Source organism: Lentzea sp. NPDC020367 (genome assembly GCF_044387305.1).
Taxonomy (GTDB): domain Bacteria; phylum Actinomycetota; class Actinomycetes; order Mycobacteriales; family Pseudonocardiaceae; genus Lentzea.
In genome coordinates, this window is record NZ_JBIRVV010000012.1 from 64,476 (window position 1) to 78,999 (window position 14,524).

General features: G+C 69.4%; 19 protein-coding genes. 8 read left to right on the forward strand and 11 right to left on the reverse strand.

The genetic code is table 11. The annotated features are described in order from the left end of the window. Positions 1-2: 2 nt before the first annotated feature. On the reverse strand, positions 3-614 hold the full coding sequence (locus ACH413_RS36275; RefSeq protein WP_360040153.1) for a rhomboid family intramembrane serine protease: 612 nt from the start codon (positions 612-614) through the stop codon (positions 3-5). Positions 615-647: 33 nt separating this feature from the next. On the opposite strand from ACH413_RS36275, the gene ACH413_RS36280 reads away from it, so the two are divergent. After that, the gene (locus tag ACH413_RS36280) at positions 648-1,508 is read left to right on the forward strand and encodes an SMP-30/gluconolactonase/LRE family protein (RefSeq protein WP_360040150.1); all 861 of its coding nucleotides are present in this window, start codon (positions 648-650) and stop codon (positions 1,506-1,508) included. A 137-nt stretch (positions 1,509-1,645) separates the two neighbouring features. On the opposite strand, the gene ACH413_RS36285 is transcribed toward ACH413_RS36280, so the two are convergent. Genes ACH413_RS36285 through clpS form a run of 6 tightly spaced genes read right to left on the reverse strand, consistent with a single transcriptional unit; the run spans position 1,646 to position 5,135 of the window. Beyond that, positions 1,646-2,596 carry a cysteine synthase gene (locus ACH413_RS36285; protein WP_360040147.1) on the reverse strand — a complete coding sequence of 317 codons (951 nt, stop codon included), beginning with the start codon at positions 2,594-2,596 and terminating at the stop codon, positions 1,646-1,648. An 8-nt stretch (positions 2,597-2,604) separates the two neighbouring features. Further along, positions 2,605-2,877, reverse strand: coding sequence for a MoaD/ThiS family protein (locus ACH413_RS36290; protein WP_030479225.1), 273 nt, complete (start codon positions 2,875-2,877; stop codon positions 2,605-2,607). Between the two features lie 31 nt (positions 2,878-2,908). Next, positions 2,909-3,319 (reverse strand): M67 family metallopeptidase, encoded by a 411-nt coding sequence (locus tag ACH413_RS36295; RefSeq protein WP_360040144.1) that lies wholly within the window; start codon positions 3,317-3,319, stop codon positions 2,909-2,911. A gap of 54 nt (positions 3,320-3,373) precedes the next feature. Further along, on the reverse strand, positions 3,374-4,285 hold the full coding sequence (locus ACH413_RS36300; RefSeq protein ID WP_360040141.1) for a P1 family peptidase: 912 nt from the start codon (positions 4,283-4,285) through the stop codon (positions 3,374-3,376). Beyond that, positions 4,282-4,839, reverse strand: a complete 558-nt coding sequence (locus ACH413_RS36305) for a DUF2017 domain-containing protein (RefSeq protein WP_360040138.1) — start codon at positions 4,837-4,839, stop codon at positions 4,282-4,284. Before ACH413_RS36305 ends, ACH413_RS36300 begins: the two co-directional genes overlap by 4 nt. Continuing rightward, on the reverse strand, positions 4,836-5,135 hold the full coding sequence (gene clpS / locus ACH413_RS36310; protein ID WP_093598701.1) for an ATP-dependent Clp protease adapter ClpS: 300 nt from the start codon (positions 5,133-5,135) through the stop codon (positions 4,836-4,838). Before clpS ends, ACH413_RS36305 begins: the two co-directional genes overlap by 4 nt. A gap of 79 nt (positions 5,136-5,214) precedes the next feature. On the opposite strand from clpS, the gene ACH413_RS36315 reads away from it, so the two are divergent. Together ACH413_RS36315 and ACH413_RS36320 are read left to right on the forward strand one after the other, a co-directional pair. Beyond that, positions 5,215-6,498: a nicotinate phosphoribosyltransferase gene (locus ACH413_RS36315; protein ID WP_360040325.1), complete on the forward strand. Its 1,284-nt coding sequence runs from the start codon at positions 5,215-5,217 to the stop codon at positions 6,496-6,498. A 1-nt stretch (position 6,499) separates the two neighbouring features. Next, positions 6,500-7,039 carry an isochorismatase family protein gene (locus tag ACH413_RS36320; RefSeq protein WP_360040135.1) on the forward strand — a complete coding sequence of 180 codons (540 nt, stop codon included), beginning with the start codon at positions 6,500-6,502 and terminating at the stop codon, positions 7,037-7,039. Positions 7,040-7,044: 5 nt separating this feature from the next. Here the strand turns inward: ACH413_RS36320 and ACH413_RS36325 are convergent, their stop codons facing one another. The 4 genes from ACH413_RS36325 to ACH413_RS36340 form a co-directional block, all read right to left on the reverse strand. Continuing rightward, positions 7,045-7,713: a hypothetical protein gene (locus ACH413_RS36325; RefSeq protein WP_360040132.1), complete on the reverse strand. Its 669-nt coding sequence runs from the start codon at positions 7,711-7,713 to the stop codon at positions 7,045-7,047. Positions 7,714-7,934: 221 nt separating this feature from the next. Further along, positions 7,935-9,107 (reverse strand): non-hydrolyzing UDP-N-acetylglucosamine 2-epimerase, encoded by a 1,173-nt coding sequence (gene wecB / locus ACH413_RS36330; protein WP_360040129.1) that lies wholly within the window; start codon positions 9,105-9,107, stop codon positions 7,935-7,937. Positions 9,108-9,174: 67 nt separating this feature from the next. Further along, positions 9,175-9,366: an LPXTG cell wall anchor domain-containing protein gene (locus tag ACH413_RS36335; RefSeq protein ID WP_360040126.1), complete on the reverse strand. Its 192-nt coding sequence runs from the start codon at positions 9,364-9,366 to the stop codon at positions 9,175-9,177. 16 nt (positions 9,367-9,382) lie between these two features. Next, positions 9,383-10,147 carry a choice-of-anchor P family protein gene (locus ACH413_RS36340; protein ID WP_360040123.1) on the reverse strand — a complete coding sequence of 255 codons (765 nt, stop codon included), beginning with the start codon at positions 10,145-10,147 and terminating at the stop codon, positions 9,383-9,385. A 295-nt stretch (positions 10,148-10,442) separates the two neighbouring features. Here ACH413_RS36340 and xrtP point away from each other — a divergent pair, with 295 nt between their 5' ends. The 5 genes from xrtP to ACH413_RS36365 all read left to right on the forward strand — a co-directional run bounded on the left by xrtP (position 10,443) and on the right by ACH413_RS36365 (position 14,501). Further along, positions 10,443-10,961, forward strand: a complete 519-nt coding sequence (gene xrtP / locus ACH413_RS36345) for an exosortase P (protein WP_360040120.1) — start codon at positions 10,443-10,445, stop codon at positions 10,959-10,961. A gap of 44 nt (positions 10,962-11,005) precedes the next feature. After that, positions 11,006-12,328 carry a glycosyltransferase family 2 protein gene (locus ACH413_RS36350; RefSeq protein WP_360040322.1) on the forward strand — a complete coding sequence of 441 codons (1,323 nt, stop codon included), beginning with the start codon at positions 11,006-11,008 and terminating at the stop codon, positions 12,326-12,328. Between the two features lie 170 nt (positions 12,329-12,498). Beyond that, entirely contained in the window at positions 12,499-12,999 is a 501-nt protein-coding gene (locus ACH413_RS36355) for a biotin transporter BioY (protein ID WP_360040319.1), read from the forward strand. 94 nt (positions 13,000-13,093) lie between these two features. Continuing rightward, complete coding sequence (locus ACH413_RS36360; RefSeq protein WP_360040117.1) at positions 13,094-13,672, forward strand: hypothetical protein; 579 nt, start codon at positions 13,094-13,096, stop codon at positions 13,670-13,672. Between the two features lie 22 nt (positions 13,673-13,694). Further along, positions 13,695-14,501 carry a TIGR04222 domain-containing membrane protein gene (locus ACH413_RS36365; protein WP_360040114.1) on the forward strand — a complete coding sequence of 269 codons (807 nt, stop codon included), beginning with the start codon at positions 13,695-13,697 and terminating at the stop codon, positions 14,499-14,501. The last annotated feature ends 23 nt before the right edge of the window (positions 14,502-14,524 follow it).

Sequence of the window (14,524 nt, forward strand, 5' to 3'; positions counted from 1 at the left end):
CGTCACGCCGTGAATGTAGCCGGTGCGCTGGTGCGACGGTTGTCGCGGGAAACACCCCACGCAGCCAAAACGCCGCCGATTGCGCCGAACAGGTGGCCTTCCCAGGACACTCCCGGCTGGCCCGGCAGCACGCCCCACAGCGCGGCGCCGTACAGCGCGAACACGCCGACCGCGATCACCAGTTGCAACCACGAACGCGCGAAGATCCCGCGCACCAGCAGGAACGCCAGGAACCCGAACACCAGCCCGGACGCGCCGATGTGGCTGCCGGGGCTGCCGAAAACCCACACGCCGAGCGTCGAGGCCAGCCAGATGACCGCGGTGACCTGGAAGAACTGCTTCAACCCACCCGAGGTCGCGAGGAACCCGAGCAGCAGCAACGGAACGGCGTTGCCGGTGAGGTGGCTCCAGTCGCCGTGGATCAACGGCATCCACAGCAGGTTGTCCCACTGGCTGAAGTCGCGCGGCCGCACGCCGTCGTCCTCCAGCGAGCCGCCGGTCGCCACGTCGAAGGCCTCGACGAGGTAGAGGAACCCGACGAATCCCGCCACGACGAGCAACGACAGCACTGGATGCGGCGGTATTACCCGTTTCGCGAGCGCGGTGCGGTCCACTCGTCCAGGGTACGTGCCGATTAGGGTGGTTGGGTGTCGATCGAAGTAGCCGTACGCGCGTCCGCCCAGCTCGGCGAGGGGCCGACGTGGGACCACAGCAGTTCCACGTTGCTGTGGGTGGACATCCTCGCCTCCGAGGTGCACCGGTACGCACCCTCGCGGGACGACGACGCGGTGCTCGTGGTGCCGCAGCACGTGGGTGCCGCCAAGCCGCGCGCGCAGGGCGGGATCGTCTGCAACCTGCGGGACGGCATCGCGCTGATCGACCGCGACGGTGCCAAGAGCTGGCTCGTCTACTGGGCGCGCGAGGGCGTGCGCGGCAACGACGCGGGCATCGACCCGTCGGGCCGGCTGTGGGCCGGCACGATGCGCTACGACCAGGCCGCCGACGAGGGCTGGCTCGCCAGGATCACCGGCGACGGCGCCGCGAAGGTCATGGTGGACAAGGTGAACACGAGCAACGGCGTCGGCTGGAGCCCGGACGCGAAGCTCATGTACTTCATCGACACGCCGACCCGCCGCATCGACGTCCTCGACTTCGACAACGCCACCGGCACCGTCGCGAACCGCCGCCCGCTCACCCACGTCGGCAACACCGACGGCTGGCCGGACGGGCTCACCGTGGACGCCGACGGGTGCGTGTGGGTCGCGCTGTGGGGCGGCCACGCCGTGCGCCGCTACACGCCTCAGGGCGAACTCGACCGCGAGATCGAACTGCCGGTCGACAACCCGACCGCGTGCTGCTTCGGCGGCCAGGACTTCACCGACCTCTACGTCACGTCCGCCCGTTCCGGTCTGTCCGACCAGACGCTGATGGACCGGCAGCTCAACGGCTCCGTGCTGGTGCTGCCCGGCGTCGGCCAGGGCGTGCCGAGCGTCGCGTTCAACGGCTAGAGCTGCGCAAATCACTCGTACGACGGTGGACCGGCAAGTTAAGATCACTTGTCGGTTCACCGTCGTTCAATGAGCATTCTGGGGGATGCGAAATGAGTGAGGACCTGGCCTGGAAGGGCGCTGTCTGAGAGAACTGCTCACGCCCAGAGGTGGCCGTCGAGTTTGGCGGCCGCCTCGTCCAGGGTTCCTGCGTAGGCGCCGGTGGACAGGTACTTCCACCCTGCGTCGGCCACCACGAACACGATCTCCGCCGCCTTCCCCGCCACCTCGGCCTTCTGCGCCACGGCCAGCGCGGCATGCAGGATCGCGCCCGTCGAGATGCCGGCGAAGATGCCCTCGGTCTCCAGCAGCTGCCGGGTGCGGCGCAACGCGTCGTAGGAACCGACCGAGTACCGCCCGGTCAGCACCGACTCGTCGTACAGCTCCGGCACGAAGCCCTCGTCGAGGTTGCGCAGCCCGTAGACCAGCTCGCCGTACCGGGGTTCGGCGGCGATGATCTGCACGTCCGGCTTGGCCTCGCGCAGGTACCGGCCGACGCCGACCAACGTGCCCGTCGTGCCCAGACCGGCCACGAAGTGCGTGATCTCCGGCAGGTCCTTGAGGATCTCCGGGCCCGTGCCGCGGAAGTGCGCCTCCGCGTTCGCCGGGTTCCCGTACTGGTAGAGCATGACCCAGTCCGGGTTCTGCTTCGCGATCTCCTTCGCCGTGGCGACGGCCTGGTTCGACCCGCCGGCGGCAGGCGAGAACACGATGCGCGCGCCGTACGCCTGCAGCAGCTGCTTGCGCTCGGTCGAGGTGTTCTCCGGCATCACGCACACCAGGCCGTAGCCCTTGAGCTTCGCGGCCATGGCGAGCGAGATGCCGGTGTTGCCGGACGTCGGCTCCAGGATCGTCGCGCCGGGACGCAGAATCCCGTCCCGCTCCGCCGCCTCGATCATGGCCAGCGCTGGCCGGTCCTTGATCGAGCCGGTCGGGTTGCGGTCCTCGAGCTTCGCCCAGATGCGCACGTTCTCGGACGGCGACAGGCGCGGCAGGCCCACCAGCGGTGTTCCGCCGAGCGCGTCCAGGAGCGAGTCGTAGCGGGCCATGGAGAAGATCAGCCGCCCGCGACGGCCGGGAGGATGGTGACGTTGTCGCCGTCCTTCACCTCGGCCGCGAGGCCACCGGAGAAGCGCACGTCCTCGTCGTTGACGTAGACGTTGACGAAGCGGTGCAGCGTCCCCTCCTTGACCAGGCGGGCCTTGAGGCCGCCGTGGTTGTTCTCCAGGTCGTCGATGACCTCGGCGAGCGTCGTACCGGCAGCGGACACCGACTTCTCGCCCCCGGTGTGGGTGCGCAGGATGGTCGGGATCGACACGGTGACTGCCATGGTGGTTCTACCTCCGGGAAACGGGTGCAACTCAGGATTCGACGATCTTGACCGGTTCCTCGGTCACGACACCGTCGACGATGCGGTACGACCGCAGCTCGTGCTCGATCGGGTCACGCGTGGAGACCAGCACGTAGTGCGCCTCCGGCTCGCCCGCGAACGAGATGTCGGTGCGGGACGGGTACGCCTCCGTCGCGGTGTGCGAGTGGTAGATGACCACCGGCACCTCGTCGTTCGCGTCCATCCCGCGCCACACCTTGAGCTGCTCGGCCGCGTCGAACCGGTAGAACGTGGGCGACCGCTCGGCGTTCTCCATCTCGATGAAGCGCTCAGGGCGATCGGACCCGAACGGCCCGGCGATCACCCCGCACGCCTCGTCGGGATGGTCGCGGCGCGCGTGGGCCACCATCGCGTCCACCAGGTCACGGCGAATCACCAGCACGCGCTCAATCCTACGGGCTGGCCGGAGTTGTCTCGGTATGCGAGATACCACCGCTCAGAGGTCGCGGAACGCCGTCACACCGTTCAGCGAAGTGGCCTCACGGGCACCGGACACCACGGCGTCCGCGAACACCTCGGCGGCCGCGGCGCACAGCGCGTCCAGCGCGAACACCCGCGGCTCTGCCAGCGGAACGGCACCGGTGGCCAGCGCGAACACCGTGTCGCCGTCGAACATCGAGTGCGCCGGCCGCACGGCGCGGGCCAGGCCGTCCTGCGCGGCCATCGCGAGCCGCCGACACTCCGCTTTGGACAGGTCCGCGTCCACCGCGACGACGCCGATCGTGGTGTTCAGGCCGTCGGGCTTGCGTTCGGGCAACGCCACCGCGGACGTCCCGAGCGCGGGCAGCCACGGCAGGCCCGACGCGCGGTCGACGACCTCACCGGCCGCGTTCACCACGGCCAGCGCGCCGATCCGGTGCGCGCCCACCGTGGTCGAGGCGACGCCGACGCCGCCCTTCAACGAGCCGACCCGCGCACCGGCACCAGCGCCGACGCAGCCCAGTTCGAAGTCCGGGGAGGCCGCCTCGCAGGCCGCGTAGCCGAACGAGGAGTCCGGCCGGTTGCCCCACTCCGACATCGGCAGGTCGAAGATCACCGCTCCCGGCACGATCGGCACGACGTGGTGCGGCTGGGCGCCCACCTGGAAGCCGATCGAGCGTTCGGAGAGCCAGCGCATGACGCCGTCCGCGGCCGCGAGCCCGTAGGCGGAGCCACCGGACAGGCAGATCGCGTGCACCTGCTGGACCAGGTTCGACGGGTCCAGCAGGTCGGTCTCGCGGGTGCCGGGCGCGCCACCGCGTCCGTCGACGGCCCCGACCGCTCCGGCCGGCACCAGCACGACGGTCGTGCCCGTCGCCCAGCCCGGTTCGACGCGGTGGTGGTGGCCGACGAGGACGCCGGGAATCACGGCATCATCGCTTCGACGAGCGTGTCCTGCACCCAGGTCAGCCAGTGATAGACGCCGAGGTGCGGCGAGCGCGGGTCCTCCGGCGGCAGTTCGTCCGGCATGTCCTCGGTGACGTCCAGCGCGGTGCCCAGGGCCAGGCGCACGTCGTTGAGCGACGCCATCCAGGCCTCCGCCTCGGCGATGGTCAGCCGGAGCTCACCGCCGTCGGGCGAGCACGTCTTCAGCACGGTCTCGGCCGCGGCTGTCTTGTGGTCCAGAAGCTCCGGCTCGTGCAACGAGCGCAGCGCCGACGCCGAGTTGACCTCGTCCGGGTCGGGCGCGTCGTCGTCGAGGCGGTGGAAGTCGGGCAACAGCCTGCCCAGGATCGGATCGTCGGGTGCCTCCGACGGGCCCGTCCTGATGCCGGTCAGCTCCGCGAGTTCGTCCTGCGGCGCGTCCTCGGCGCGGGCCAGCAGCATGTCCTGGATCTGGCTGACCAGACCGCGCACGACCGCGGCCTCCTGCCGATCCAGCCTGCCGACGACGACGTCGCCGTCGCGGATCCACCTCTTCACGAGGCCCGCTGCATGGTCGCCCAGAGCCCTGCCGCGTGGAGTTTCGCCACGTCGGCCTCCACCTTGTCCTTGGTGCCCGATGTCACGATCGCCTTGCCTTTGTGGTGCACGTCGAGCATCAGCTTGGTCGCATGGTCCCTGCTGAACCCGAACAGCTTCTGGAACACGTACGTCACGTAGGACATCAGATTTACCGGGTCGTTCCAGACCACGGTCTGCCACGGTCGGTCCTCGGCGGCGATCTCCTCGCCGACGGCCTCCGGCTGCGTCCGTTCCTGTTCGACGGGCGTGGTCATACCGCCAATGGTGTCATGTTCGCCGCAGTGACGGAGACCGCGTGCGGGTAAACCGGATGCGACCTTAGGGTTGGTGACCATGAACTCGACGGCGTTGCTGACAGACCACTACGAGCTCACCATGCTCGCGGCCGCGCTGCGTGACGGCACTGGTGACCGTCCGTGCGTGTTCGAGCTGTTCGCCCGCAGGCTTCCGAACGAACGGCGCTACGGCGTGGTCGCGGGCACGAACAGGCTGCTCGACGCGATCGAGGCCTTCCACTTCGGCGAGGAGGAGATCGACCAGCTGCGCCGCAACGCCGTGGTCGACGATTCCACCTTGGAATGGCTCGCGAACTACCGGTTCTCCGGCGAGATCGACGGCTATCCCGAGGGCGAGCTGTACTTCCCCGGTTCGCCGGTGCTGACGGTCCGCGCGTCGTTCGCCGAGGGCGTCGTGCTGGAGACGCTCGCGCTCTCGATCCTCAACCACGACAGCGCGATCGCGTCCGCCGCCGCCCGCATGGTGACCGCCGCGAACGGCCGCCACATGATCGAGATGGGTTCGCGCCGCACGCACGAGGAAGCCGCCGTGGCGTGCGCCCGCGCGGCGTACCTGGCGGGCTTCCACGCGACCTCCAACCTGGAGGCGAGCCGCCGCCACGGCATCCCGACGGCCGGCACGTGCGCGCACGCGTTCACGTTGCTGCACGACTCCGAGGAAGAGGCCTTCCGCAGCCAGGTCGAAGCGCTGGGTGTCGGTACGACGCTGCTGGTCGACACCTACGACATCAGCGAGGGCATCAAGACGGCCGTCGCGGTGGCCGGTCCCGACCTCGGCGCGATCCGGATCGACTCGGGCGACCTGGGCGTGATGGCCAGGCAGGCCCGCGACCAGCTCGACTCGCTGGGCGCCCGCAACACCCGGATCGTCGTGTCCAGCGACCTCGACGAGTACGCGATCGCCGCCCTGCGCGCCGAGCCCGTGGACGCGTACGGCGTCGGCACGTCGGTCGTGACCGGCTCGGGCGCGCCGACCGCGGGCATGGTCTACAAGCTGGTCGAGGTCGACGGCAGGCACGTCGAGAAGCGCAGCACGTCGAAGCAGTCGCGCGGCGGCTGGAAGAAGGCGTTGCGCCGCCACAAGGACACCGGCACTGCGCTGGAGGAGGTCGTGTTCCAGGCCTCGGCCGAACCCGAGCTCGGGCCGTACGACAGGCTCGTGCAGATTCCACTGATGCGTGGCGGGCAGATCACCGACGAGGTCCCCACGCTGGAGCAGAACCGCGAACGCCTGCGCGCGGCGCTGGTGAGCGTGCCGTGGGAGGGCCTCAAGCTCTCGCGCGGTGAGCCCGCGATCCCGACGATCTACCTGGAAGGCTGACATGACCAAGGCACTGATCGTCGTCGACGTCCAGAACGACTTCTGCGAGGGCGGTTCGCTGGCCGTCAACGGTGGTGCGGCCGTGGCCGCGGCCATCACGCAGCACATCGCCACCACGCCGTACGACCACGTCGTGGCGACGCGCGACTACCACGTGGATCCCGGCTCGCACTTCTCCCTGACGCCGGACTTCATCGACTCGTGGCCGGTGCACTGCGTGGCGGGCACGCCCGGCGCGTCGTTCCACCCGGAGCTCGACGTCGCACGCCTGGAACAGGTCTTCTCGAAGGGCCGGTTCGCCGCCGCCTACTCGGGTTTCGAGGCGGAGAACGACCTCGCGGGCTGGCTGACGGACAACGGCGTGACCGATGTGGACGTCGTCGGCATCGCGACCGACCACTGCGTCCGCGCCACGGCCCTGGACGCGCAGCGCAACGGCTTCCGCACGACGGTCCTCGTCGACCTCACCGCGGCGGTCTCACCGACGACCCGCGACGCCGCAGTTGAGGAACTGCTCGCCGCGGGTGTCGGTGTCGTCTGAGTCCTCTACGGAGTCGGCGAGCAGGCCACCGTGCCGACGGTGATGCTGCCGGTGTAGCCGGACGACGGTTCGAAGGTGATCTTCAACAGCGTCATCGCGATGCTGCCGTCGTTCGGCACCGGGAACACCGTGTCGGTGAACTTGGCCTTGGCGAGCACGGTTCCGTTGGTGGCCTTGACGTCGTGCACGTAGCCGGGCGTGATGTTCTGCGGCAGCCCGGTCCACCCGGACATGCCCTTGAGCTCCCAGCCGGCGCTGGTGCCCTTCTCGGTGGCGTCACAGGTGATCGTCCACTCGGCGATCTTGAGCCGCGGTCCCTTGTTCCCGCCGGACAGCCCGGCGAGCGCGGACAGGTCGAAGCCCGCACCCTTGGCCACCGACTTGGTCCTGGTGAGGAACTGGGAGGCGTCCACGACCTCGGTCGCGCAGGACGAACTGGTCTCACCGATCTTGAGCCCGGTCCTGCTCACGGCGGGGCTGGCGCCGGTGACGGTGCCCGCCTCGTCCGGATTCACGTCGCACACCGCGAGCGGGGCGACCTTGAACGTCTGGTCCGCCTTGGCGAAGTCGGCGGAACCCGACGACGCGGTGCCCGGCGGGTTGCTGGCGAACGCGGGGGCCGCTGTCGCGCACGTCAACGCGATCACGGCTCCGGCGATCAAACTCCTGCGCACTTCAAGTCCTCTCGCCTGGTGTTCGATTCCACCGACCGATAATCGTGGTGCTGTCCCGTGATGACGGCAGCTCGGCACCCCATGTCACCCGTTCGTGAATTCGCAATTACCCGAACCGGTGACTGGCGAGCTGTTCGTCACCAAAGGAAGTCACGATTAAGCTGAGGATCACCCGCTTTCGCCACTGGAATTGACCGGAATCTCACCGCCGGCACGGAGGCCTAACGAACCCCGGCCAGCGTGGCGAACGGCTCCCGGCGCGGCAGGGCGGTGGGGAGGCCGGCCAGCCTCTCCAACGCGGAGCACACCCGCACGGCGGCACGCCCGTCGCCGAACGGGTTGCGCCCCAGGGGAAGCCGCAGCCGGGAACCGAGCACCCAGCCCGCCTCGGCGAGGATGCGGGTGGTGTCGGTGCCGACGAGCCAGGCGCACCCGGCGTCGACGGCGAGCATGCGTTCGGTGGTCTCGCGCAGCACCAGCACCGGCACGCCGAACGTCGGCGCCTCCTCCTGGATGCCGCCGGAGTCGGTCAGCACGAGGGCCGAGCGGCGCAGCACGCGCACCAGGTCCGGGTAGTCGAGCGGGTCGGTGATCACGACGCGCTCGTGACCGCCCAGCAGCGACACGACCTGTTCGCGCACACCGGGGTTCGGGTGCGCGGGGATCAGCACGTGCAGGTCGGGGTGGCGGTCGGCGATGGCGCGCACGGCGTTGAGCACGCGCATGAGCGGACGGCCCCACGACTCACGGCGGTGCACGGTGACGAGCATGAGGCGGCCGCCGGTGGCGTCCAGGGAGCGCTCCAGGGCGACGACGTCCGGGCTGGCCGCGGGCAGGTCCTGGGACGCGACGCGCTGCACGGCGTCCACGACGGTGTTGCCGGTGACGACGATGTGGCTGTCCGGCAGGGATTCGGTGTTCAGCGCGTTCGCGGCGTCGTCGGTCGGCGCGAGGTGCAGCGACGTGATGCGGGAGATCATCTGCCGGTTCCCCTCCTCGGGGAACGGGCCGTACAGGTCGCCGGTGCGCAGACCGGCTTCGAGGTGGGCCACGGGGATTCCGCGCCAGAACGAGGCCAGCGCCGCGGCCAGGGTCGTCGTGGTGTCGCCCTGCACGAGGGTGACCGCCGGGTCCCGCTCCTCCAGCAGGGCGTCGAACTCGGGCAGCAACCGGGAGACCAGCTCGGCCTGCGTCCCAGTGACGCGCGGAACGTCCAGCCGCACGTCCGGTTCCAGGTCGAACGCGCGCAGCGCCTGGTCGACCATGTCGGCGTGCTGTCCGCTGTGGACGACCGTGGGGCGGAGGCCGGGGTGTCCCTTCAGCGCGATGGCGACCGGGGCGATCTTCAGTGCTTCCGGCCGGGTGCCGGCCACGAGCAGAACTTCTTTCCTCACCGTTGTCCTCTTCTCGGGGAGACCGGGAGGTCCGCCTGGGGCCGGGGGCAACCCCAGGCGGACCATGTCAGCCAGCTCGGTTCGGTCTGACCTGGATCGGGGCCGTTCGGCGCTTCTTGCGCGTGCTGTGCATGAGGAGCGCACCAGCGAGCAAGAGCACGACGCCGACGACGATCCACCACGTCACGTCCGCACCGGTGACCGCGAGGGCGCCCACGCTCGTGCCGACACCAACGCCCGTACCGGGGACCTTGTACATCCGCCGCTCTCCTCGATCAGGCCGGGTTCAGCGACGCGCGACGGCGCAGCGCCACGAACGCGACCGGAGCGGCGACGACACCGAGCAGGCCGAGGCCGATCCACAGGCCCGCCCCCGACGCCATCGGAATGGGCAGGCCCGCGGGGCCGCACGTGGCGGACGAGAGGATCACGTCGCCCGTGCCGATGCCGCCGAGCACACCCTGCAGCAGCTTGATGTGAATCGCGTTCACGGTGAGGCTGCCGTCGTCGTTCTTGATCTGCTCGTTGAAGATCACTTCAGCGATCTTGATTCCGGCCAGCTGGACGTCCAGCTTGGTGTTGGCCGCCGGATCGGCGTTGACCTGGCCGAGCTTGCCGAGGTTCACGCCCGCGAGCTTGGACTTGCCGACGAGGCCCTTCTGGGTCGCCGTGCACTCCGCCTCCACCAGTTCGGCGGAGATCTTGCCGGTGACCTTGGACAGCAGGTCGACCCGGACGTCCGCGGTGCTCGCCCGCGAGTAGACGCCGCCGGACTTCTCGTCTCGTGACGCAGAAGCGTTGATGACACCGGTCTTCAGGATCCCGGTGAGGTCGACGCCTGCGAACGTGTTCTGCGTCGGACCGTTCGCATTGGCTGCGGCGAAAGGCTCCGCGTTGACCGCGGGGCTGCCGAGCAGCGTCACGTTGAGCCTCGCACCGTAGGCCGAGGCGTCCCCCGGAGCGGCCGAAGCAGGTGCGGCACCGACCAGGAGTGCGGCAATCGCGATGACTCCAGCCAGTCCCGTCATTCGGACACGCATGAAACTCCTTCCCTTGATTCCTCCGGCCCCAGGGCACGTTGATACCAATGTGGTTTCACGCTTTCCGGGGGCAATTACCGGCATCGGCGTTATTTCGAGGGAACTGAGGGTTACTCCCCGTATCGGGCGACACGACCACTCGACTCGCCCAGTCGGCGCCACCCATCGTGGCTTTTTTGATCAATTTCCGGTTACGGCGTCACCCGATCCGGGGGTGAGGGATGACGTTGCGTCTACCGATGGAACGTCAAGTAGCCCGTCTGGGCGCTCCCTCATCGGTGGAAAGGATCCTCGGGTGACGCTTGCCCTGCGCCGCGCCACATTCCCGAGCCGGGTGACGGTGGTCGTCCTGCTCGCCGTAGCCGCGGGACTCGTGTTCGCACACCGCCTGTACCGCACGGCCGAGATCTCGCTGTCCGGCGCCGTCCTGAGCGTCATCAGCTCCTACGGCGTGGACGTGATCCCCGAACGCCAGACCGTCTACTTCGGACTGGGCTCGGACACCCCGCTGGGCCTGCGGATGACGCCGGAGTGCACGTCCGCGTTCCTGGTGCTGCCGCTGATCGTGGTGGGCGCCGTGATGATCGCGTTGCGTCCGCGCATCCAGAACCGCGTGCTGTTCGCGCTGGGGGTCGCCGCGCTGGCGGTCGTGATCGTCAACCAGTTCCGCGTGCTGACACTCGTGGGTCTGGTGCAGTGGCTGGGCGTCGACACCGGCTACTACTGGGGTCACACCCTGCTCGGCTCGATGGTGAGCGTGTTCGGTGGCGCGGCGGCGTTGGTCGCGTTCGTCTGGCTGGCCACGCGCAAGTGAGCCTCGACCTCGTTCTCGGGTTCACGCAGGCGCTCGCCCTGACGATGAGCGTCGCCTTCGTGACGTACGTGTTCGTCATCGTGATCCCGTACCTGCGGCGCAAACCCGCGCCCATCGGTGAACCTTCGTCGCTGGAGTGGCACTTCTTCGTGCCGTGCCGCGACGAGGAAGCCGTCATCGGTGACACGATCCGATACCTGCGGGGCACTTTCCCCATCGCGCACGTGTGGGTCATCGACGACGACTCCGACGACCGCACCGCCGGAGTCGTGCGGACGCTGAAGCGCAACGGCGGTATCCGGGACCCGCAGATCCACCTCGTGCAACGCCAACGCCCGTACGCCCGCACCGGCAAGGGAAACGCGCTGAACGACGCGTACCGCACGTTGAAGATGTGGATGGGCCGGCGGGCGGACGCCGACCGCGCGATCGTCGTGGTGGTGGACGCGGACGGCCGCCCGGCGCCGAACTGCCTGGAAGTCTGTGCGGCCGGCCATCTTTTCGGCAACCCGCGGATCGGCGCCGTCCAGGTGGACGTGCGGATGATCAACGCCGGTCAGCGGCAGCCGGGCGTGACGTGGTGGCGGCGCGCGTTCGGTGCCGGGCTCGTGCGGATGCAGGACCTGGAGTTCCGCACGGCCATCGCGGCGATCCAGATGTCGCGCGGCGCCACCGGCACGATCTCCATGGGCGGCAACGGTCAGTTCACCCGACTGTCCGCTTTGGACTCGATCGCGGGACCGACCGGAAGCCCGTGGCGCGGCTCGTTGCTGGAGGACTTCGAACTCGGCGTGCACCTGCTGACCGCGGGCTGGCACACCGGTTTCTCGTTGGACACGCACGTGAACCAGGAGGCGCTGTACTCGTTGCGGCGCTTCTTGGCGCAACGCACGCGGTGGGGCCAGGGAACCATGCAGTGCATGCGTTATCTGCGGCGCATCTGGGACTCCGAGCACCTGACCACGTTGGGCGCGGCGGAGATGATGTACTACCTCGCGCAACCGTGGATGCAGTTGCTCGGCACGCTCATCTACCCGATTCCGATGGCGATGATGGCGTACCAGTTCGCGGTGTCCCCCACCGAAGTCGTGTCGTGGTTCTTCGACGGCGCCTGGATCCTCTTCACCGTGTACGGCGCGTTCGGGCTCATGCCGTTCGTCCTGTGGGGACCGGTGTACCGCGCACGCTGTGTGCCCGTTGGGTTCTGGAAGTCCGTTGCGTACGGATTCGGCTACGCGCTGTACATCTACACCTTCTACATCACGTCGTGGCGCGCGTTGATCCGTTTGGTGCGCGGCAACAACGGTTGGACCAAAACGCGTCGCAACGAGGACCGGGTGGCGGGCAAGGTCGCGCTCGACGTGTGACGAGCGTGTGTGACCGGTCACTTTGTAGAGATCGAACAAAGACGTTCTCGAGCTTCCGTGGTTAACCTCGGTTCACTCGATTCCGTCTGGGAGGGAACGTGGCTCTCGCACTCGCGCCCCGTCGCACCGTGCTCGCCGACTTCGTGCCGGGCGCCCTGGCCCGCGACCTGATGCTGGTCGTCGCCGGTGCCGCCTTCACCGGTCTCGCCGCCCAGGTGGCGCTGCCGATCCCCGGCAGCCCGGTTCCGCTGACGGGCCAGACGTTCGCCGCCCTGCTCGTCGGCGCTTCCCTCGGCTGGCAGCGCGGAGCGACCTCGATGCTGCTGTACCTGATCGCGGGCGTCGCTGGCGTGCCGTGGTTCCAGGGCGGCTCGTCCGGCGTTCCGGTCTCGCTCGGTTACGTCGTCGGCTTCGTGTTCGCGGGTGCTCTCGTGGGCTACCTGGCCGGCCGCGGCGGCGACCGCACGCCGTTGCGCACCTTGGGCACGATGGCGCTGGGCAACCTGGCGATCTACTCCGTCGGCGTGCCGTGGCTGATGGCGATGACCGGGATGTCGTTCGGCAAGGCCCTGGCCGTGGGCGTGCTGCCGTTCCTGATCGGTGACGCGCTGAAGATCGCGCTGGCCGCGGGCGTGCTGCCGGGAGCCTGGGCCCTCGTGCGCCGCCGGTAGTTTGGACCGGGTGGTGACACCTGGGGAGTACTTGTCGTTCTTGGATGCGCGTCTGCCGGGTCTTGTGGCAGGCGCGCATCTTCATGGGTCGGCCGTGCTGGAGGACGTCGTCTTCGACTCGGACCTGGACGTCGTGATCGAGCTTTCGTCGGCCGCCGAGGTGCCTTCGATGGACGGCGCCGATGTCGCGGTGGTTTTGGCAGGTTCGTTGGAGAAGCCGGTTTTCGACGTGACGCCGTTGGCCGGTGAGATCACTCCCGTGCTGTGGCAACAGTTGCGCACCGTCGGCCAGACCGTGCGCGGCCCACGCCCCACCTGTCCCGGCACTGCTGCTGACGTCGAGGCGTACTGCCGTGACAACCTCGTGAGCTACTGGAAGCCCGACTTCGATCGCTTTCGCGAAGTGCTTCCCTCGTTGGACCTCCAGGCACCGATCCCACGTGACTCGGTGCTGTGGGTGGGCCTCGGCCCGGCCCGGCTGTGGCACACCATCCGGACCGGCGAGATCGTCAGCAAGTCCCGCGCCGGCGAACTGGCCGCCGCCCGCTGGCCCGACCTGCCGATCCTCGACCTGATGTCCTCCCGGCAGGGTGCGGACGTGCCTCTGACGGTCGCGCACGCCCAGGCCACCCTCGTTCTGTTCGACCGGATCCTGGCCGACGTAACACCCTGACCTCCGCGGCCGAGAAATCCGCGTGACCACGCATACCCCCGAAGAGCTGGGCTGCCTGGCAGGCGGCCCGGCCCGCGCGGCCGAGGTGGCCCTGGCCCGCCTGATCCAGGTCGGCCTCGTCCGGGTCTCGCGCGAGGGCCTGCTGAGCGCCGTCCACGTGCCCGGCGCCCGCCCGGCGACCCCGCTGGAGGCGCAGATCCTGCAAGGCCTCCGCCACGGCCGCCACCTGAACGACGTCATCCTCGGCGCGTTCGGCTCGCCGGAGGCGGAGGGCCTGCGCGCGCACCTGATCAACCGCGGCCTGCTCCGGCGCCGCCGCTCGATACGCCCCCGCCTCTACCCGTGGCTGTTCCTGGCGGCACCCGTGCTCATGATCGCCGGGGTGATGAGCGCCGTGGCTCCGCACCTCCTGGTGGAGTTCCTGGACTTCGGCCCGCCGCTGACCGAGTTCCCGTTCTGGTACTTCTTCGCGGCCGCGGCGGTAGCGCTCGTCTGGGCCCTGGTCCTGAAGGCCCGCGAGCCGGGCCGCCTGCGCACCAGGGCCGGCTACGTCCTGCTGAAACGGGCCAAGCGCCGGGTGAGCGCGCAGGACCCGGTCGGCGCCGTCGCCACACGCGGCCTGCGCGGCAGGATCGGCGGGGTCGCGGTCGCCGGCATGTTCGGCCTCAGCGCGGTCATGATCGCGACGCTGCCCGGCCGCGACACGACGACCAGCAGCAGCTGCGGGGGCGGCTGCTCGTCCGACAGCGGCTGTTCGTCGGGCGACAGCGGTGGTGGTTGCGGAGGCGGCGGCTGTGGCGGCGGATGTGGTGGAGGCGGCGGCGACTGACGTCGTAACGGCCTGAGCGCCGA

Coding starts and splice junctions, on each gene's coding strand:
- ACH413_RS36285 (WP_360040147.1), bottom strand. CDS start 2,596: ATGGCCCGCTACGACTCGCTCCTGGACGCGCTCGGCGGAACACCGCTG.
- ACH413_RS36290 (WP_030479225.1), bottom strand. CDS start 2,877: ATGGCAGTCACCGTGTCGATCCCGACCATCCTGCGCACCCACACCGGG.
- clpS (WP_093598701.1), bottom strand. CDS start 5,135: ATGACCACGCCCGTCGAACAGGAACGGACGCAGCCGGAGGCCGTCGGC.
- ACH413_RS36315 (WP_360040325.1), top strand. CDS start 5,215: ATGAACTCGACGGCGTTGCTGACAGACCACTACGAGCTCACCATGCTC.
- ACH413_RS36320 (WP_360040135.1), top strand. CDS start 6,500: ATGACCAAGGCACTGATCGTCGTCGACGTCCAGAACGACTTCTGCGAG.
- ACH413_RS36335 (WP_360040126.1), bottom strand. CDS start 9,366: ATGTACAAGGTCCCCGGTACGGGCGTTGGTGTCGGCACGAGCGTGGGC.
- ACH413_RS36340 (WP_360040123.1), bottom strand. CDS start 10,147: ATGCGTGTCCGAATGACGGGACTGGCTGGAGTCATCGCGATTGCCGCA.
- ACH413_RS36350 (WP_360040322.1), top strand. CDS start 11,006: ATGAGCGTCGCCTTCGTGACGTACGTGTTCGTCATCGTGATCCCGTAC.
- ACH413_RS36355 (WP_360040319.1), top strand. CDS start 12,499: ATGCTGGTCGTCGCCGGTGCCGCCTTCACCGGTCTCGCCGCCCAGGTG.